The 20,482-nt window shown below is 55.5% G+C and carries 17 protein-coding genes; 11 read left to right on the top strand and 6 right to left on the bottom strand.

All coding sequences use genetic code 11. From position 1 onward, the window contains the following. The first annotated feature begins 556 nt into the window (after positions 1–556). The 4 genes from ABD971_RS34170 to ABD971_RS34155 all read left to right on the top strand — a co-directional run bounded on the left by ABD971_RS34170 (position 557) and on the right by ABD971_RS34155 (position 5,968). A complete protein-coding gene (locus tag ABD971_RS34170) occupies positions 557–2,986 on the top strand; it encodes an alpha/beta hydrolase family protein (protein ID WP_345328240.1) in 2,430 nt (809 codons plus the stop codon). A 361-nt stretch (positions 2,987–3,347) separates the two neighbouring features. Next, positions 3,348–3,644: a BON domain-containing protein gene (locus ABD971_RS34165; protein WP_339936535.1), complete on the top strand. Its 297-nt coding sequence runs from the start codon at positions 3,348–3,350 to the stop codon at positions 3,642–3,644. A gap of 354 nt (positions 3,645–3,998) precedes the next feature. Beyond that, positions 3,999–4,949 (top strand): aldo/keto reductase, encoded by a 951-nt coding sequence (locus ABD971_RS34160; protein WP_345328524.1) that lies wholly within the window; start codon positions 3,999–4,001, stop codon positions 4,947–4,949. Positions 4,950–5,152: 203 nt separating this feature from the next. Continuing rightward, positions 5,153–5,968 (top strand): TIM barrel protein, encoded by an 816-nt coding sequence (locus tag ABD971_RS34155; protein WP_339936533.1) that lies wholly within the window; start codon positions 5,153–5,155, stop codon positions 5,966–5,968. Here the strand turns inward: ABD971_RS34155 and ABD971_RS34150 are convergent. Next, positions 5,965–6,228: a FliM/FliN family flagellar motor switch protein gene (locus tag ABD971_RS34150; protein WP_339936531.1), complete on the bottom strand. Its 264-nt coding sequence runs from the start codon at positions 6,226–6,228 to the stop codon at positions 5,965–5,967. The two genes, ABD971_RS34155 and ABD971_RS34150, sit on opposite strands and share 4 nt — an antisense overlap. 297 nt (positions 6,229–6,525) lie before the next feature. Here ABD971_RS34150 and ABD971_RS34145 point away from each other — a divergent pair, with 297 nt between their 5' ends. Continuing rightward, complete coding sequence (locus ABD971_RS34145) at positions 6,526–7,302, top strand: NRDE family protein (protein WP_008696001.1); 777 nt, start codon at positions 6,526–6,528, stop codon at positions 7,300–7,302. A 118-nt stretch (positions 7,303–7,420) separates the two neighbouring features. On the opposite strand, the gene ABD971_RS34140 is transcribed toward ABD971_RS34145, so the two are convergent. The 5 genes from ABD971_RS34140 to ABD971_RS34120 form a co-directional block, all read right to left on the bottom strand. Further along, entirely contained in the window at positions 7,421–7,720 is a 300-nt protein-coding gene (locus ABD971_RS34140; RefSeq protein WP_345328231.1) for a hypothetical protein, read from the bottom strand. 176 nt (positions 7,721–7,896) lie between these two features. Further along, the gene (locus ABD971_RS34135) at positions 7,897–8,499 is read right to left on the bottom strand and encodes a peptide chain release factor-like protein (protein ID WP_345328229.1); all 603 of its coding nucleotides are present in this window, start codon (positions 8,497–8,499) and stop codon (positions 7,897–7,899) included. After that, positions 8,486–10,501 (bottom strand): hypothetical protein, encoded by a 2,016-nt coding sequence (locus ABD971_RS34130; protein WP_345328226.1) that lies wholly within the window; start codon positions 10,499–10,501, stop codon positions 8,486–8,488. Before ABD971_RS34130 ends, ABD971_RS34135 begins: the two co-directional genes overlap by 14 nt. Positions 10,502–10,551: 50 nt before the next feature. Next, entirely contained in the window at positions 10,552–11,520 is a 969-nt protein-coding gene (locus ABD971_RS34125) for an HlyD family secretion protein (RefSeq protein WP_345328224.1), read from the bottom strand. Continuing rightward, complete coding sequence (locus tag ABD971_RS34120) at positions 11,517–13,676, bottom strand: efflux RND transporter periplasmic adaptor subunit (protein ID WP_345328221.1); 2,160 nt, start codon at positions 13,674–13,676, stop codon at positions 11,517–11,519. Before ABD971_RS34120 ends, ABD971_RS34125 begins: the two co-directional genes overlap by 4 nt. 344 nt (positions 13,677–14,020) lie before the next feature. On the opposite strand from ABD971_RS34120, the gene ABD971_RS34115 reads away from it, so the two are divergent. The 6 genes from ABD971_RS34115 (at position 14,021) to ABD971_RS34090 (ending at position 20,479) form a co-directional block, all read left to right on the top strand. Further along, entirely contained in the window at positions 14,021–15,049 is a 1,029-nt protein-coding gene (locus tag ABD971_RS34115) for an AAA family ATPase (protein WP_425571420.1), read from the top strand. Between the two features lie 202 nt (positions 15,050–15,251). Further along, positions 15,252–16,127, top strand: a complete 876-nt coding sequence (locus ABD971_RS34110; RefSeq protein ID WP_339936517.1) for a DUF58 domain-containing protein — start codon at positions 15,252–15,254, stop codon at positions 16,125–16,127. Between the two features lie 77 nt (positions 16,128–16,204). Beyond that, entirely contained in the window at positions 16,205–17,161 is a 957-nt protein-coding gene (locus ABD971_RS34105; RefSeq protein ID WP_345328218.1) for a hypothetical protein, read from the top strand. Further along, positions 17,161–18,249, top strand: a complete 1,089-nt coding sequence (locus ABD971_RS34100) for a vWA domain-containing protein (RefSeq protein WP_345328216.1) — start codon at positions 17,161–17,163, stop codon at positions 18,247–18,249. The genes ABD971_RS34105 and ABD971_RS34100 overlap by 1 nt, the downstream gene beginning before the upstream one ends. Positions 18,250–18,275: 26 nt before the next feature. Further along, entirely contained in the window at positions 18,276–19,322 is a 1,047-nt protein-coding gene (locus ABD971_RS34095; protein ID WP_345328213.1) for a vWA domain-containing protein, read from the top strand. Beyond that, entirely contained in the window at positions 19,319–20,479 is a 1,161-nt protein-coding gene (locus ABD971_RS34090) for a prolipoprotein diacylglyceryl transferase (RefSeq protein ID WP_345328211.1), read from the top strand. Before ABD971_RS34095 ends, ABD971_RS34090 begins: the two co-directional genes overlap by 4 nt. The last annotated feature ends 3 nt before the right edge of the window (positions 20,480–20,482 follow it).

Raw genomic sequence — 20,482 nt, 5'->3', positions numbered from 1 at the left:
TTCACATTGGCAATACCAAGGGGCTCCAGCTCAAAGGTTTTCTCCCCTTCAGATAGGATGTACCAATCGCGGAATCTGTACCGACAAATGGCTAGCTATCCTCCATCAATCGCCCCAGCTACCAAGTCATCCCAAGTTCCGGAAAACCATTTTCGGAAAACCATCCGTCACCTCCTGCAGATGACGGCCAAAGTGATTGTCCGGGTCACAGCCATTCTAATCAGCCCGCCGACAAGCCGCCCAACGCCATCCACTTTATTGAGAATTGGCGTTCGTTCCCCCGCCCGCGCCCGGGATCCGTTAGACTAACGCTCTGTCTGAAAATCGTAGCGGAAGTCGTGCGTGACGTTTCGGCAGCATGGCATAAACCCTTGGGAAATCGAAATTCTTGACGAATTCCGCTACCAAGTTTCCGCCCCTGGTGCGATCTCAGACAGAGCCTAACCCGCCCCGCCGCTAGCAAGCACGCCCCGCTGCAGCGATCGGCCCCGCTGTTGCCATGCGGCGGCGTCCCACCTTTGCCAGCCCCCCCTTCCCGTTGATCGAGACGTTTGTGATGACAGTGCCTTGGACGCCAACACGATTGGCGTGGACAGCCACTTTGTGGATGCTCGTTAGTTCCGCGATCGCTCTTGCTGCCGACAGTGGCAATCCGGCAACGGTCGCGTTCACCATCGATCCCACCGTGGCTTACCAAGGGTACGATGGCAAGCAGTGTTGGGTGCACGCACGCGCTGGGGCGATCCCGGCGTCGGATCCCGCCGGCCAGCCGTCGGTCGTGATGACGATGCAGAAATTATTGCTGAGCGGATCCGACGTCTTTTATCCGCTGCACCAGACTCGCTCGGAAAATCTCGGCGACACCTGGAGTGACCCGGTCGAGCTGAATGCATTCGATCGCCAACGTGTCGCCGCTGACGCTTCCGCACCGCTTCCCGGAGGCGCGTCGGTTGCCCCCGACTTGGTACAACCGGGTGATGAAACCACCGTTTGTGACTTCGCCCCCAAGTGGCATGCGGCCAGTCAGCGATTGCTGGGGATCGGGCAAACTGTATGGTATCGCAACAATCGGGTGATGCACGCGTCGCCTCGCGGGATTGCCTACGCCACATTCGAACCCTCCAAAAACCAATGGTCCGATTGGCAAACCGTAAACATGCCATCGGATGCCAAATTTAAGAACGCGGGTGCAGGCAGTGTCCAGCGTGTCGACTTGCCAGGCGGCGACGTCTTGCTGCCGATCTATTTCCGAAATCCGACTCAGTCACAATACTCGGTGACCGTGGTTCGCTGTCGCTATGACGGCTACACGCTACAGTACGTCCAGCATAGCGATGAGTTGACGATTCCGGTGAAACGTGGACTCTGTGAACCGTCATTGACCCAATTTCGCGGCCGCTACTATTTGACGATGCGGAACGACGATCACGGCTACGTTTGTACCAGCGACGATGGAATGCACTTTGAAACGCCTCGTCGCTGGACGTTCGACGATGGCAACGATCTTGGCAATTACAACACTCAACAGCACTGGGTGACGCATAGCGACGGTTTGTTTCTGGTCTACACTCGCCGGGGTGCAAATAACGACCATGTTTTTCGGCATCGCGCTCCGCTGTTTATCGCCCAGGTCAATCCTGAAACCCTGCAAGTGATCCGCGAAACAGAGCAAGTGGTCGTTCCGGAGCACGGTGCTCGGCTGGGGAACTTTGGTGTCACCGAAGTCTCACCGACCGAAACGTGGGTGACGGTGACCGAATGGATGCAGCCCGACGGAGTCGAGAAACATGGCAGCGATAATCGCGTTTATGTTGCCAAGTTAATGTGGGATCGCCCCAATCAAGCATGGCAGGGCGACAGTCACACGGGGGCCAAATCAACAACGCCCGAGGAATCAACGCCCGAGGAATCAGCCCCCAACGCGGACACGGCCTGGAAGACGATCGCTCCCTACTTTTCGCCACCGCAAAAGTTCGCGGACGATTTCGGCGATTATTCCTCTCCGCTGACGTTCAAGGACGGGTCGCCGGTCGAGACTCGCGCGCAGTGGAAACGTCGCCGCAGCGAGATTCTAGCGGACTGGCAATCGATGCTGGGCGAATGGCCGCCGCTGATCACGCAGCCAGAGGTGGAAACGCTGAAAACGGAGCGACGCGAGAATTTCACGCAGCACCAGATCCGCTTTCCATGGACGCCAAACGAGAAAACGACCGGTTATTTGCTGGTTCCCGATGGCGAAGGCCCCCATCCCGCCGTGGTCACGGTGTTTTACGAGCCCGAGACGGCGATCGGGCAAGGGACGGCAAATCGGGATTTCGCACTGCAGCTTGCTCGCCGCGGATTCGTCGTGTTGTCGATCGGAACGACCGAGGCGACCGCCGCAAAAACATACTCGCTGTACTACCCCAGTCTCGACAACGCCCAAGTTCAGCCTCTGTCGATGTTGGCCTACGCCGCTGCTAACGCTTGGCACGTCTTGGCAAACCGTCCCGAGGTGGATTCGCAGCGAATCGGCATCGTGGGACATTCCTTTGGTGGCAAATGGGCAATGTTCGCTTCGTGTTTGTTCGACAAATTTGCCTGTGCCGCCTGGTCCGATCCAGGCATCGTGTTTGACGAAGCACGACCGAGCGTGAACTACTGGGAACCTTGGTACCTCGGTTATCACCCCAAACCGTGGCGGCGACGCGGGCTGATCCGCGACGACAATCCGGTGCGGGGGCTCTACCCAAAACTGGTCGAGGACGGTCACGATTTGCATGAATTGCATGCGTTGATGGCACCGCGACCGTTCCTTGTTTCGGCAGGTTCAGAAGATCCGCTCTCACGCTGGCAGCCACTGAATCACAGCGTTGCGGTCAACGCAATCCTTGGCTACCGCGATCGTGTCGCAATGACAAACCGTCCCGACCACTCACCCAACGATTCGTCCAACGAAGTGATCTACGCATTTTTCGCGCACTTCTTGAAATCACACGAGCGTTGAAATCACACGAGCGCGGTGTTCCGGATTGAGTTTTGGACAGTGGAAAATCGGGGGTGTGTTTCAGATCGTTCGGCAGCGATAGCCTATCAAATCCCCCTCTTATGCTACGGAAAAGCGAAACGCTTGCTATCATGATGTAATCGTTTGTTTTTCACGCGAAGACCATTGCATAAAATGATCGAGTGCATGAGAATCATGCTTGCTATGGAAGGGGGGTGACCCGTCGCGTACAGCAAGCTGATTCCGCCGCATACCTCCGAGGCGATAACGCGACTTCCATTGATTCAAGTGCCTCGTCGGGAACGGGATCCAACCACTTCCCTCCTTCCGTTTTTCTATCGCATTCAAAGGACTGATTTCCATGCTGCATTTGCCAGGCGAGACCGTAGTTGCCAATGAGCCAGTGGCTGTTCAAAAGCCAGTGGCTGCCAAAGTGAACCACGAGATTGATCAACTGCGTCGTGACATCTTGTGCAAATTCGAAGCGAGCAGCTATCGTCAACTTCGCCGCGTCGATGTTACGGTCGGTGACGTCGGAGCCGTAGAACTTCGCGGCGAGATGGAAAGCTACTACTTACGACAGATGGCTTACCAAACAGCGATCGAGACTCCCGGAGTCGATACGGTTACCGATCGCATCACCGTCCGCTCGTGCTAGTGCTGCTGTTTCGCTGACGCCCCCACTTCGCTGACGCCCCCACCTTGTTGACGACTCTAGCTCATCGATCACAGTGGCTAATCTCCGTGACGCGTCATCTGGCCCGGTCGCAGCGAGTGGAGCGTTCGAAGTCTACCTCGCGCCGCTCCGCAATAAACACCCTCGGGTTTGGCCGGCAAAGCAAACGGCAATGGACGAGTGTCGTCCGGTGTCTTATTTGTGACAGTTTGCGTCTGATTTGGAACATTTCGGGCTGTTTTTTGCCGTAGACCGCCTCTCCTCACAGCCCTGCTAGATGTGTTAGGTTGGTTTGGCGAACAAGTCACTCCCCAAACTCACCTGAAACCCAATCCGATGGCAATGCAGCGACGACCTCTTGGCAACACTGGACTGACACTTCCCGTCCTTGGTTTTGGCGCCTCCTCGATCGGTGCCGAATTTCGCCAAGTCGATGTGGGCGAGGCACTCAAAGCGGTGCATGTCGCGTTGGATCGCGGGATGAACTACATCGACACCGCAGCCTATTACGGTCGTGGGATGAGCGAGATTATGCTTGGCCGCATGTTGCCCGACGTACCTCGTGACTCGTATCTATTGAGCACCAAGTTAGGCCGCTTTGCTCCGAAGCATTTTGATTTCAGTGCAAAACGGGTTGCCGAAAGCATCGATATTTCGCTCGAGCGGATGCGAATCGATCACATCGATATGGTGTTTTGTCACGACATCGAATTTGTTGACCTCGACCAAATCGTTAACGAAACCATCCCCGCCCTGAAAAAGGAAGTCGAAAAGGGCAAGGTGCGTTTCATTGGCGTGAGCGGTTATCCAATGAAGATCTTCTTGGAGATGCTCAAGCGTTCGGATCTCGATGTGGTGCTGACCTACAATCATTACACACTGCAAAACGACATGGCGTTGGCGTTGATCGAGCCCTGTAAAGAACAAGGCGTAGGATTGATCAACGCGGCACCGTTCTCGGCTCGATTATTGACCAATTCGCCGCTGCCCGATTGGCACAAAGCCACGCCAGAGGTTCGTGAAGTCGCCGCCAAAGCAGCCGCCCACTGTGCTGACCGAGGCACCGACATCGCCAAGTTGGCGCTGCAGTATTCGGTTGCAAACGAAGAATTTGCAAGCTGCGTCACCGGTTCGGCCAACCCTGACCGCGTCGCCCAATGGTGCGATTGGCTCGACGAACCGATGGACGAAACCTTGGTGGCCGAAGTGATCGAGATCCTTAAACCGATTCACAACTGGGTTTACGTCGAAGGTCGTCCTGAAAACAACGACGGCCCCGCAGCGTAGTGCTTTGTTTAGGTTGATTTTAAGTCAGTGAACGAGGCCAGTAGTGGACGAGGCAACGAGTCCCGTACGCTTGGCAAATGACAAGGACTCGTTGCCTCGTCCACGACGGTCAAATTTAGATGAAGGATTAGGGCGATCCACGTCGCTTCGTTCTGCCGCTTGCTTTTTCCATCCCTACTCCCTCTGTTCCTAGAAAAGCTGTCATGAAATCCTGTATCACTATTAGTCTGGTCGAAGAAGCTCGCGGTGGCCCTTTTGTTCTTTGGGACGGGCTCGAAAAATCGATCGCGTTCGCAGGAGAGCTGGGATACGACGCGGTGGAAATTTTTGCTCCCGGAACCGACGCAATCGATCCCGACAAATTGTCATCGATGCTCGACAAAGCGGGACTGAAACTTGCCGCGTTAGGAACCGGGGCTGGCTGGGTCAAGCATAAATTGCAACTCGCCGACGCCGACGCTGGCAAACGTGAACAGGCCAAGAAATTCGTGCGAGACGTCATCGATCTGGCGGGTCAATTCGGTGCTTCGGCGATTATCGGATCGATGCAAGGACGCTCCGATGCCGTGGTCGATGCTCCGACCGCGCGAAAATACTTGTGCGAAGCACTCGAAGATGGCGGCAGCCACGCCGCTCAGTACAACGTGCCGCTGATCTACGAACCGCTGAACCGTTACGAGACGAACCAGTGTTGTACGGTCGCCGATGGAGTGAAGTTGCTCGATTCACTCTCGACCCAAAACGTCACGCTGCTCTGCGATCTGTTCCACATGAACATCGAAGAAGCGGATATTGCCGAGGCATTAATTAGCGGGGGCGACAAAGTCGGCCACATTCACTTTGTCGATAGCAACCGCCGTCCCGTCGGTTGCGGCCATATGCAGTACGGCCGCATCATCGCCGCACTTCGCCAAATCAATTATCAGGGATACCTGTGTGCCGAAGCCTTCGCATGGCCTAATCCCGAAGAAGCGGCCCGGCAAACGATGCGAGCCTATAAATACTGGACACAGAGCTAGTCTTCTTCTTTACGAAGAATCTCGCGAATTCGGATTCCGAATTTGTCCCCAATTTTGATCGTCTCGCCAATCGCGATCGGCTGGCCGCCCGCTTCGAGCGTCAGCGGCTCGTCACAATGGGTGTCGAACGTCAATAATGACCCTTGAACGAGGTCAACAATCCGGCGAAGCGGCACCTTTTGCCTGGCAAGCGTGACGCTGACATTGGTGCGAATGGCCAAAACGGCTTTGGAATGGGGTCCCGAGGTATTGATTTCCATACTTCGTTCAGGGGGATACAACGGTCAAAAAACGGTAAAAGGCATTCACATCTGCCCAGCTACCTATCCTTATCGACCGATTTGAGCGTCAAAGATTGCCCAGAATTCCAGCAAGGAGGGCGGAATTCGCTGAAACAAGTTAATTTTTGACGGACACCCCTCACCAGGGGGTGTAGTGGAGGTGACTGCGTAGATACATTGTTCTGTGCTGAGTCGTTGCTCCAGACCATTTCGGTGCTGGGACTGGCGTCAGCCCGAGAATTCCCTCCAACCGATCTTTGAAAAGAAAGCTGCGAAATGTGCTTACTGGCCGTTCAGTATCGCTTGGTCCCCGAAAGTCCAATTTTGGTGGCCGCCAATCGCGAAGAATACTACAACCGCTCAAGCTTGCCGCCTTCAATCCAATCTGGCAAGCCCCGGGTGTTATGTGGGATTGACCAGAAAGCAAGTGGGACGTGGCTGGGGGTAAACCAAAACGGTGTTTTCGTCGGCTTGTGCAACCGTGCGACGTCGATGCCCCTATTTGGTCAGCGATCACGTGGTTTGCTTGCTCTGGATCTGCTTCGTTGCACCACCGCGAACAAGGCGCTCGATAAAGCCCACGCCGAGTTTGCGAAAACTCGCTACGAAGGCTGCAATATCATTATTGCCGACGCCAGCAACGGGTACGCAATCCATGCGGACGAACGCCAAGAGGTGGTCGAGCTTCGCGATGGATTGAATATCATCGGCGCCCGCAACTTGAACGATCCCGAAGATCAACGGGTTCAGATGGCACGTCGCTTATTGACGCTACAAACGCTCGATTCGCCTGTGAAATTTTTGGCAGTCGCCAGCAAGGTTTTCGCCCGTGCCCCGGTCGGCCAAGGTCGTCCAAGCATGGTGATGCGAAATCCCGAGTACGGTACCGTCAGCAGCTCGCTAATCGCACTGGGGGTCAAACCTCGCGATGCGATCTACCAGTTCAGCAAGGGAGCTCCGGACGAAGCCAAATACGAAGACTTCTCGCCAATGCTGCGTGATATCCTCAGCCGAGGACTTCGCGAAGCCCGTACCAAAGCGAAAGCAACTTAAACCTCCTCGCTCAGCAGGACATCGCTTTCTGAATCAAACAAGACGGCTCGCTGTGAACATGTTTCACCGCGAGCCGTTTTCGTTTTTGCATCACTGCAGGAAAATGAAAGCAAGAAAATCAAGCACCTAGACGCTCTCGTGCTTCGCTTGGATTTAGGCGAAAGAAGCGAGAAATCCCATCGCCTGCCTCGACGCCGATCAACAAACATTGGTCTTCATTGCACAGCAGAACATCGATCGCGTCCAACAGTTCGCGTCGCGAGTCGCGCGTGGTGCCATAAAGCCGAGCAACGGGTTGCGAATCGTTGCTGGTAATCAACAGATATTTCGTCCCAAAGCCATGCTTGTTCCAACCTTCACCACCGGTGCTTTCAAGGATCTCGTTAGATTGCCCGAACAAGGTTTCTAAAATTCCCATCTACCTGTACTCTAAACATGGCAAATTGTTTGTCAAAATATCCTAACCCGACGCTCTCGTTTGCGGTGCAAAACCCTAGCACGTGCAAATTCGTCGGCATGCAGCCCAGACAAACTCGCGACACGAACATCGGCGCGGATGCGAACGATTGTGCCGATTATCGCGGTTAGTCTGCGTTACCGCAGTGGCAACCGCGCGTGGTGGCTACGAATTTGATTGACCAGCGCAAACGCAATAGGCACCGATTGCAGCAGCGTGACAATCGCACTGGTGCTGCACTTCCACCGTTTGGCGACCAAACTCGGCTGTCCGCCGCTGGCGTGAAGATCGTTCAGCAGCAACGCTAATACCGCGGGTTTATCGACGTTGTGTTCGTTCATCCGTTTGATGTTCCCGCGATACCGTTCTCGAAACGCCGCTTCGATTTCCGTTGCCGGTTCATCAAAAGCCGACTTGGTTCGGACTTCCACGGCTAAGCTGTAACGCAAACGTTCCAGTGCCACGTCGCGGTTATGGGCTTGGCTTCGCCGCTCGGTCGCCTCGGCTACGATTCCTGTCGGCCGATGCAGCAAGAACGCACCGGAGCTCGTTTTGTTTCGGTGTTGGCCTCCCGGGCCACTTCGCCGTTGGGTCCGAAGTTCGCAATCCTCAAGCAGTTTCTCAAGCGACAACAAACTGGGGTGCGGCCCCGCGTTGATATCGATGGGCAACCGCTGCGACGGCTCAGGCATTTGAGCCGTTGTCGCTTGCCGATCCCGATCGGATTTAGATTTGGCCACGAACAAACTCGCTGATCCAGTAGACAAGATCGGCAGCGATCGCACGTGATGGCAAACGAATGACCCCCGAGCACGATGCACCAATCGAATCCATCATCTCGTGCGACTTAGAAGCAGGCAATGGGCACAAGATTTGGTAGTTCGCTTCCTGAGTGATCGATTGCGAGTCGGCTTCAATGGCGGACACCGACTGGATCGCCGTCGATATCACGCCCGCCGATCCGTTCTGCAAATGAATGCGGATCTCGGTCCCATTGGTAATCTTGTCATGGTCGCGAGCGTCGATGCGAAAAACCGCGTGTCGCTGCCCCTGGGGACTGATCCGGCACCATGCTTCTTGCGAATCGGCGAGAGCGCCCACTTGGCCCGACAGCCAGATCGACGATGCACGCTCGGGTGTTTCTGACTGAGGCGTTGGCGGTAACATCGTTCCCGCAATCGGGGCAACCACGTTGGCTTGATCAAGTCGTTGGTGGATATCGTCCAATAACATTTCAACCGACTTTTCCGCTGCCTGCAGCGTCGTCCACTGCGAGGCCACTTGGGGACGATCCAGTGCGGTTCGACGCGCGAGATTGCTTCGCAATTTGGCTAATCGCAATTCACCTTGCAGCCGTGCCTCTTCAATCAATTCGTGGTCATTCGCCAGCGTGGCGATCAATTGATTTGCCTGAACGTGTTGTCCCACCTCGGTCGCGACCGAATTGATTTGGCTGTCCGGCGGCAAAAACACGTTAACGGCGTCTGCCGAATCAACGATGCCGACCACGTGACGGTAGCGAGGAAGGGGCGACAACAAAGCCAACGCCAAAATTCCAATCAGCGATAGCACCACCGCGAAACGTCGCCACGATCGAACTCTCATCCAATGCCCCTCTCCTCGTAGAATTCCAAAGCTCGACTTTATTTGACGCAAGATCATCGCGGTTGCCGCCAAAGTGACCACCACGACGGCAACGAACCGCAAATGCACCGCTCCGGCTAGGCTAAGCAGCAAAGTGGCGATCGCAACCAAAATCAAACTGCGATAGATCAGCGAGGTCACGTGATAGATCGACAACGCGATGCCACGGAAATCATAGCGCCGCGCGCGTCCATAATCATGGCCCGCAACGCGGCTGATCACCGTTGCTTGAAAACAGTCGCGTGCTTCGCGACGTAGATTGGTACTTCGCACCCAATCCATCAAGACAAAATAGCCGTCATAACGCATCAGCGGATTGGCGTTAAACAGCACCGTGCTGATCCCGCACACGATCATCAAATTCATCGCTAGCAGTCGGATTGCCGGATCATTTGCACCACACCAAACAAAGGTCGCGATCGCAGCAATGATCAACTCGACGTAAATCCCTGCCAACATCACCGCCGCGCGACTCAGTGCGGAGGGCAACCGCCACACATCGGTCACATCACAATAGGGCGACGGGACACCACAAAACAGGAACACGCCTACCGATTTACTTCTCGCCCCCATCCGCCGACACATCACCGCGTGCGCCAGTTCATGAACCGTTTTGGTCGCCAAAAACGTGACTGCGATTAAGACGGAATTGGTGGACGAGAGGAATTGCGGCAAGTTTTGTACACCATGAATCCATTGCGGACTGCGTGAGATGGCCAACAGCAGCGCCGCGGCAATCAGCCCACTCCAAAGCACGATCGCAATGGGCGCGAACAAAATTCCGCTATATCCCGCCATCGATTTGGCGATCCCATCGATCGATCCCAACGGGATTCGAATTGCGAGCAGCGAAAACCGTCCCGGCGTGACACTGGATCGCGTCCGAGTCCAACCGGCATGCTGTGCCTGTTTCCACAACATCGGATTGGCGTCACGACGACGGAGTTGTTGCCACGCGCGCTCGGTGACACGCGAAAACCGGCCGCTGACATCGTCGATCACAAGCCGCGCTGCGCGCTGCCCTTCATCGATCCGAATCGAATCCAGATCGCTGCGTATGCTCAATCGCGGCGGTTCGATGGCGGGTGTGTTGGACATCAGCACGTGTGGAAGAATCGGTGACCGTGAATCGCGGGGTTTGCCGGACACTATCGCAATGGTTCCCTCGAGTATCGCGTCGGCAGCGAGGCATTGGATTGGACCGGTTGGTTTGCATACACCTTCATCCGCACTTCGGTTCCTGGGACCAATTGCCAGCGCGACGGATCTGTCTCGTCTCGGCGATTGAGCACTTCCGCATGCAATCGATAGCGAGCCCCCGCTAATACTTGCGGATCAAGTGACAACACAGTGCCGCGTAATGATTTTTCGAGACCACTGTGTGAATCGATCCAGTGCACACTGATCGGCAACCCCTTGCATTGCCCCAAGGGCAACATTTCCTGCCGCACCAATGCATGGACATGCAGGCGATCCACACGTGCGACGGTGGCGATTGCCTCTCCTTTTTCGATCCACTCGCCGGGCGAACGGCTAATTTCGAGCACCGTTCCGGCCATCGGGCTGGTAATTTCCAAATTATGTAGCTGGTCATCGAGCATCGCGACATCGGCCTCGCGCATCTCGACTTCGACTTGGGCTTCGACACGTCGCTTCTTAGCCAACGCGACTTCTAATTCGCCACGCTCGACCGCCAAACGTAAACGGCGGAGATGGCTGAGCGGGATCGCGCCACTGACGTCCTTGTGGATCGAACGGTTGGAATCCAGTTCGGCTTCGGCTTCGGCCAATGCGGTTTCGGCGTATCGAAGCTCGACGTCGTCCATCGCAGTGCGCCGCGCATGGTCCAGTCGCAGCGTCGAGGCACGATGTCGAATTTTCAGCGTTCGATCATCCAACCGCGCGATGATGGCATTGTTGTCGATCGGTTCATTCAATTTGACGTTGACCGCCGCCACACGTCCCGACTCGACACTCGGCACATGCACTTCTTCGGCAAAGCGGACGACGCAATCCGTGACCTCAATCGTGCTGTTTTCCGCAGCCAAACTGCGGCCCAGCAATGTCAAACTGGCCAAGAGACACAGCGAGCGTGATACGAGAGCGATGAACTTCATGCTGCGTTTTCCGTGGGTTGGGAACGTGCCGACCAATACAGTCCAATCGTGCTGCGAACCGCTTCCAGCGCGTCATAGAACAGCACTCCGATCGCGGGCTTGGATTCACAGCGGAACAGAACTCGCACCGGCGATCCCGAAACCGGCCCCGCTCCGAATAAGGCTCCGATGTCGTCACCGTTTTCGATACGGAGAACGACCGCTTTGGTATCGGTGTCGTCTTTGACGTTGCGCATCGAAGGACCAAATTGCTGTACGATGGCGGTGTGATTGGGCGTTTCGCTGCCATCGATCAAAACGGCGGTGCGAAGCGATTCGGATTGCAATGCCGAACGAACCGAGGCAATTCGCGAGAGCGGAACGCGGGCATCGACTAACCAAGCCGTGTCCTCGCCGATCACCTCGAGCAGTTTGTCGCCTCGCACGACAGGGCGTCCGAGCAAACGCCGCCCGATCTGCCAACTATCGACCACGCCATCTTCGGTGGCACGCAAAACCAGCGATTCTTTGACTCGCTTCAAAATCTGTAATTGATCGTCAATCGCCTGCAATTCCTCGGCAACCAAACTTCGCTCGCTTTGAATTTGCTCGCTGCGATCGCTGCGATGCGATGCGGTATCCACGAGCGCCGTGGTGATTGAGGCTTGTTTTTGCAGTAGCACCGCGTGCCGCCCGAGCAGCGTCGTGATCTGTTTTTCCAGTTCAGGATCGTGCATCGTCAGCAGAGCTTGCCCTTGCTGGACTCGCTCACCATGCGAGACATGGATTTGCTGTACCGTCGCACTGCGTGACGCGAACAGCGACTGAATCTTTTCCGGCCTCAGAGTCGCAGGGGTGGTGACCACCATCGGCACCGGCAGAAACGCGACGACCGCGATCAATGTCAACATTGCGATCGCAAAACCTCGCGCCAACCAATTCCCGCTACGGTCGCCTCGGCTTTGGTTCGCAAACGACACCAACCATTGGCCACCGGGGATTGCTTCAATACTTTTTCGATGACGAATCGCTAGTCCCGCATGCTTCGCCAACCGCTGCAGGTCATTTGCAATGCTTTGGCAATCGATTACTGAATCCGCGTTGGCCAATCCAACCAAACAGAGCGAATCGCGTGCTTCCGCAGCGACCACGACGCGGGGCTGCAGTGGCGTGCTGGGTTTGTCATCGGAATCGTCTGCTTCCAACAACACATAGGTGTCGGGAGTATAAAACGATTCCGCAGTCGAAATCATTTGTTTCGCCGCCGCACCGCGAAAATCAATCGCGTTGACGTAGCTCACCGCACTCAGCTGGGCCACGTCATTGCGGAGATAACAGAGCCCAACGCGATCAAATCCAAATAGATCCGAAGCGGCGTCGACCACTCTCGCTTCGATCTTTTCACGACTCGTTAATCCGTGGATCGATGCAATCACCGCATCGACTTGTTCGGTTCGCTGTCGTCGGCGATGCAAGTCGCGAAGTTGATCGCTGCGCAGAAATTCGCCGGCAAGGTCTGCCATCTGAGCGACAAAACGCAAGTATCCACGCTGCGTCGCGACGCCACATTCTTGTTCAAGGAACACTTCGAGCAGATACGACTCGCCGGTGCTGGCCGATTCACACTCAATCGGAACGATGGCAGCAGGAAAATGCGTGGGATTGGCGGGCACTTCGGGGTCCGAGGCATCCGGGGTGGCCGGAACTACGACGGGCTGGGCAGCGTCGCTGACTTCTAACAGCATGCGATCGTGGGCCGCGATCGAGCCCGCGGGAATCGAGCGGTCGGTGATCTCGCCGATGTGGTGAACGACACTCATTTTGGGCGTCCCGGCTACCGCATCGTCCGATCCGCCTGCAAACCCCGGCTCACTTACTTCGATTCGTTCATTTAATTCGATTCGCCAAATCACGACACCTTCGGCAGCCATCGCTCGTAGGATACGATCTGCCAACATGCCAAAAAATTCAGCACGCGATCGCTCGCTGCGGACCGCCAACGCGATCTCGCGAACCATCTCGGAAATCTCGCGCCGCGTTTCATCGACCAGCGATGCAGGAGCCCGATTGGAACTGGAGTCCGGTGATGCTTTGGACGATGGCGCAGCCGTATGCGGGCCGAGCGGCGAGCTCGCGGGCGAAAACACAAAAGGGGCGTCAGTCGTGGCCGAATTCACGGGATTGGCTTGGTTAGTGAACGGGGAACGTAGCGATGTCGCCCCGAGGCAACCATCGACAACAACTCAGGTAGCAAAACCGAGCGAATGGAGCAATGTGAATCGCGAAATGACTGCAATTCCTCGACGCGGCGGCCTGACACGCGTGGGGCAATTTGCCCCGGATCGACCACGAACTCATTTTGATAAACTTCGTAAAACCACGTAATTCATCCGCAAATCGCCGCTGGTACTTGATTTGCATTGCCTAAATTCATCTTGAAATGGGCACATGCATTTCGTTACCGCCAAGTCCCCGAAATTTTCCCGCATCGATTCCCTTTTCCATGGAAAAACGAGAAACAATGTTTGAAGCCGATACCACGGACAACACGAGCGGCGGACACCCATCGCTGGACTCGCAGCTGATCGAGGAAATCCAGCGGCACGGCGAACCGATGCAGCGATTGGCCAACGAGGTCGCCAAAACACTGGTCGGACAACAGGTGCTCGTCCATCGCTTGCTGGTCGGACTTTTGACCGGAGGTCATTTGTTGATCGAAGGCGTTCCAGGGCTCGCCAAGACGACCGCCGTGGCGACGCTCTCGAAAGCGATTCATGCCAATTTCCAGCGATTGCAATTCACCCCCGATCTGCTTCCGGCCGACCTGATCGGAACGCAAGTCTATCGGCCGGCACAACAAGAATTTGTGGTCCAAAAAGGCCCGATCTTTGCCAACTTGATTCTCGCCGACGAAATCAACCGGGCTCCGGCAAAAGTGCAAAGTGCGCTGCTCGAAGCGATGCAGGATCGCCAAGTCACGATCGGCAGCGAAACATTCCCGCTGCCTGATCCGTTCCTCGTGATGGCCACGCAGAACCCGGTCGAGCAAGAGGGAACGTACCCGCTGCCCGAAGCTCAGATGGACCGTTTTATGATGAAGGTCGTCGTCGACTATCCGACTCGCGACGAAGAACTCGAGATCCTCAGCCGGATGTCGCGAACACGCCGCGTGGACGAAGTCGTAGCGGTCACCACGCCCGAAGAGATCGTCCGAGCTCGCGACCTTGTCGACCAAGTCTTTGTTGATCGACGCATTGCCGAATACATCGTCGATTTGGTGATGGCGACACGGAAATGCGAGGCCTACGGTTTGCCGATCACCCAATGGATTCAGTTCGGTGCATCACCACGTGCGACGATCAACTTGACACTGGCCGCCAAAGCGAACGCGTTCTTGCATCGCCGAGCCTACGTCACGCCTCAAGACGTCAAAGACATCGCGATGGATGTGCTGCGTCACCGTGTGATGATCACGTACGAAGCCGAGGCGGAAGAGAAAACAAGCGAACACATCGTGCAAATGATTTTGGACGCGGTTGCAGTGCCGTGATGGCCGCCCGAATGTCCGATTCCACAAACCCCGTAGTGGATCTTGCTAAAGATCCCATGCGGACAGGATCTTCAGCTAGATCCCATGCATCAATCATGGGGACAGGATCTTTAGCAAGATCCGCTACGTCAACGATTGTTCCAACGCGGATCAATGGTTGACTTGCCCTCCGTTGACTTGTTTTGTAAGAGACCCAACAACCTTGATTCCTCCAGAAATCCTGAAAAAGATTCGTCGGATTCAAATCCGTACCTCCCACGTCGTGGACGATCTGCTGGCCGGCGGATGGCACTCGGCGTTCAAGGGGACCGGTATGGAGTTCGAGGAAGTCCGGCCGTATGCGATCGGCGACGACGTACGCAGCATCGACTGGAACGTCACGGCGCGGGCGGATCAGCCCTACGTCAAACTGTTTCGCGAAGAACGAGAGATGTCGGTCCAGTTGCTGGTCGACATCAGTCCGTCGCAAGGATTTGGAACGCAATCACAAACCAAGCGTGAATTGGTCGCCGAACTCGGCGCGACCTTGGCCTTTTCTGCAATCAAAAACAATGACAAAGTTGGTTTAACGCTGTTTTCGGATCGCGTTGAAAAATCAATTCCACCTCGCAAAGGCACTCGCCACTGTTTACGTTTGATCCGGGACCTGCTGTATTGCCAACCCGTGGGCAGCGGAACCAGTGTGACGTCGGCGATCGAGCATCTTAACCGCACGTCGCACCGAAAAATGGTCGTCTTTCTGATCAGCGATTTCCAAGACACTCATTGCGAAAACACGTTAAAGGTCGCTCGTCGTCGTCACGAAATCATCCCCGTCGTCGTCCGCGACGAGCGTGAAATGACGATGCCCAATATCGGATTGGTCCGGCTGCGTGATTTGGAAACGGGCCAATTGGTCACGATGGACACCAGTAGCGCCCGCGTGCGACGTGCCTACGCCGATTCGGTACAGCGGCATTTCGAGAACCTCGAATCCTCCTTTCGACGCATGCGAATGCCCGCGATCTATCTCGAAACCGGACACGATTTTGTCCATCCACTGCAACAGTACTTCTATCATCGGGAGACACAGCGGTGAACGGATTGAATGCACGTGAATTCAGTACATGTAAACGCCAACCTCGTTTTTGCTTGCTTCCGGGTGCCCGGATAGCAATGTTCGCAATCGCGCTGATGATCGGATTGACACCCCTCGATGCCGCTGAACATGACCGTCACGTTGACGTCAACACCACCGTCAATCAAACCGAGGCATTGCTGCTGGATCCGATCGAGTTGACGCTCACCGTAACTGCTCCCGTGGACGCGGAGATTACGTTTCCGCCAACGACCGAAACATTGGGACCATTCGATGTCGTCGCCGTCGAGGATTTGCCGTCGATACCGGTGCTGGACGACGCCGATTCGTCAACACGACGTTGGACGCGGCGAATGAGACTGGAAACGATCGAAGTGGGCGAGCAAACGATTCCTGCGATCGAGATTCGTTATGTCCTTCGCGATGCATCCGACTCGCAATCAGGCCTCGTTCGCAGCAAACCGATACCGATCCAAATCAACAGTGTCTTAACGAGCGAGGATAACCCCACGGCATTTCGCCCGATGAAACCCGCGTTGTCGATTCCTTCGCAATCCGAATCGACACCGATTCACTGGCCCGCGATCGCAGCCGGATTGATAGCCCTTGCCTTCGTCGCATTTCTGGTCAAACGGCGGATGCAAAAGCCCGTCACGCCAAAGCAGTGGGCATCGCGACGCTTGGCCTCGCTGAAGCAGCGTCACGAGGCAGGACAAATCGATGACCGATCGGCCTACCTCGAACTTGCCGAGATCGCTCGCGATTTTGTCATCGCTCGCGAAGGCATGAACCCCGCCGTGATGACGACCGACGAAGTCGTTCGATTTGTGACAACAAAGTCATCGCTTGCGAGTGAACATCAAAACCGATTGAACGCATGGTTGATGGACGTTGAACAAACCAAATTCGCACCGCATCGGTTGGCGCCGGAGGAAATCAAACCAAAGGTGCAAGACGCGACGAATTTCCTGCATGAATTGCTGGACCATTCGTCCGGTTCGCCAGTCGCGTCCGGCAGCAGGGAGGGCGTGTGATGTTTGAGAGTCCTTGGTTCCTGTTGTTATTGGCTTTGGTACCACTGCTTGGCTGGAGCATGTTTCGGCGACGACAATCGTGGTCGATTGGATTTAGCTCGACCCACAGCATCGCGGGGATTCGGCCAACGTGGCGTCAACGGTTGGCGTGGCTCCCCGAATTCCTGACGCTGTTGGCGTTGGTTGCGATGATCATTGCCTTAGCGCGACCTCGAGTGGGCCGCGAGCAAACCGTCATCGATTCCGAAGGGATCGCGATGGAAATGGTCGTTGACCGCAGCGGCAGCATGCAGGCGATGGATTTTAAGATCGATGGAAACCATGTTGATCGCTTGACCGCAATTAAAAACGTGGCCGCAAGCTTTGTCAAAGGAGACGAAGAGGAAGCCGATCAAAATGGAATCGCTGGCCGCGCTAGCGACTTGATTGGCTTGATCACGTTCGCTGGATTTGCCGATGCCATCACACCCCCGACGCTGGATCATGCCTTCCTACTTGAACAACTCAATCGAGCCGAGATTGTGACGCAGCGTCGCGAGGATGGGACCGCGATCGGTGATGCCATCAGTTTGGCGGTCGAAAAACTGCAATCACTGGAAACGGGTGACAAGGAATCGGTTAAAAGCAAAGTCATTATTTTGATGACCGATGGCGAAAACACCGCAGGCGAGTTTGACCCGATCCAGGCCGCCGAGCTGGCCCAGACGATGGGAATCAAAATCTACACGATCGGGGTTGGCACCAAGGGACGGGCTCCGTTTCCGTCGCGGCATCCCTTTACCGGCGAAGCGACCGTGCAGTGGATGGACGTCAATATCGACGAAGACACGCTGCGTAAAATCGCGAAAACCACCGGAGCCGAATACTTCAGAGCCACCGACACTCAGTCGCTCGAAGCGATCTACGAAGCGATCGATGAACTCGAGAAAACGAAGATCGAATCGCATCAATTCACGGACTACCGCGAATTGGCGGTCCAGCCGTTCACCTGGAACGCGATCACATTTCCACCGATTGCCCTTTGTGCATTGTGTTTGATCGCCGCCAGCGTCATGGTCAAGTATGTGCTGATTCGAGCGTGGGCGTAACGGCAGAACGCATGAGGATTCAAGCAATGGAAATTCAATATGGCAACCCTTTCGCACTGAACTGGCTGTGGCTAGCACTGGCGTGCGTCGTCGTGATCGTCTGGGCTGCGGTGCGAATGCGAGCGAAATTACGCCGCTTTGCGACCGCAAACTTCAACTCACAATTGCTGCCACCGCACCATCGTTTGCGTACTGCCGTACGCACGGTGCTGTTGCTGTTGACGTTCTTGTTTCTCACCATCGCACTGGTCGACATTCGTTGGGGTAAGGTGTGGCGTGAGGTTCCTCAAAAAGGAATCGAGGTCATGTTTGTGGTCGACGTATCTCGGTCAATGCTGGCCGAAGACGCGACGCCAAACCGGCTGAGCCGAGCCAAGCAACAAATCAACGATATGCTCGATGTGATGGCGGGGGACCGCGTCGGATTGGTCGTGTTTGCCGGCGAAGTACGCCAAGTCGTTCCGATGACCAACCACTACGACGATTTTCGTCGCTCGCTGAAAGAGGTGGGAACGCATTCGATCCGCCGAGGTGGGTCGCGTTTAGGGGATGCGATTCGGGTGGCAAGCAAAGGATTCTTGAGCAAGACCAACGATCATAAGGCGATGGTGATTCTGACCGACGGCGAAGACCAAGAGAGTGAACCGCTGAAGGTTGCCAAACAAATTCATCAAGACCAGGGCGTTCGTATCTTCACGATTGGATTGGGCAACATGAGCGAAGGCGCGAGGATTCCTGCAGGCACCGACGGCGATTCCAACTACGTGACTTACGACGGACAACAAGTCTGGTCGAAACTCGATGGGGCAATTCTGCAAGCGGTGGCGACCGAAACCAACGGAGCCTTCATTCCCGCCGAAACCAAACAAGTCGACATGGCGAGTGTTTATCACCAATACGTCGCCAAGGTAGAACAGCAACAATTTGAAACCGCCAAGATCAATCAATACGAAGCCAGATTCCAGTGGTTTGTTGGTTTGGCACTAATCAGCTTCCTGTGCGAAGCCTTCATGACGCATTGGCTGCCGACATCCTCGGATGATCCAGTGCAAGCGGAAGGACAAGCAATATGAATGTAATCAAGACTTACCTGCCAATCATGTTGATCGCAGGCGTGGTGAACACGATTGCCTTTGCCGACGAAGCCGTCCCTTCGGATACGCAGCGTTACAACGAAGCTGTACAACAGTATGCCGCTGGTGAAACCGCTCGCGCAAGCGAAACGCTACAGCAGCTCAGTGGATCGGATCACGACGAGATCGCGGCCCGGTCTCGCTACAACTTGGGAAATGTCCGCTATGCCGAAGCTTTAAAGCAGCTCGAGCAAGAGGGGAACGACGGAATCAAGGTCGTCGGGATGCTGCAAGAGGCGATCAAACATTACCGCGGTGCGTTGGCGATTCACCCGGCGGATCAAGACGCCCGCGCGAATATCGAATTAGCCATGCGGTTGATTTCGCAAATCCAACAGCAACAGCAAAACCAAGCCGAGCAACCGCAGTCGCAACAGCAAAACGAAAAACAGCGAAACGAACAAGAAAAGCCGCAACAGGAACCGCAACAACAAACCGAGTCTGAAAGCGAACAATCCGAATCGAAACAAGAGTCGTCAGAGTCCGACGACTCGGATTCACAGGATGAATCGAAGTCTGAAAAATCCGAGGCACAGCAATCCAAGCAAGCGGGCCAAGAAGGCGAATCGGAGTCGAATTCCGAAGCTCAGCCAAACCAGGACGAAAACCAAGGTTCAGCAGAGAACAATCCTTCACAATCCGACGCGGACGACGGCCAAAGCGAAACATCCGAATCCGCGAACAGCGCCCCAAGCCAGTCCGGCGACTCGCAATCGATGCCGCCGGATGCGGATTCGGGTGCCGACAACCCTCCGGAAAATCCTGCCCCGAATCAGTCGTCGCCCCATCAACCCCAAAACAATGTTGCATCCGATGACAATCGCGATGCGGATCCGAGTGACGCGGAACCGCAACCGACTGAGGCGGCTGAATCGGATCCTTCAAAAACCGAAGGAGAGCTTTCTGCCGTCAACGGTCAAAACGAAAACGATGCGGCGAGCGAGGAAGATCCCCAGAAACCAACCGCAATCGGCGTCATGACCAAGGACGAAGCCCAAAAAATGTTGCAAGCGATTCGCGATCGCGAGATGCTGCGACGCATGCAAACCGAACGTGAACAACGACGCCGACAAGTTCCTGTCGATAAGGATTGGTAAGCC

It is taken from the genome of Novipirellula rosea, assembly GCF_039541335.1.
In the GTDB taxonomy this organism is placed as follows: Bacteria; Planctomycetota; Planctomycetia; order Pirellulales; family Pirellulaceae; genus Novipirellula; species Novipirellula rosea.
The sequence above is the reverse complement of the archived record's forward strand: the minus strand, read 5'-3'. Positions and strand labels throughout refer to the sequence as shown.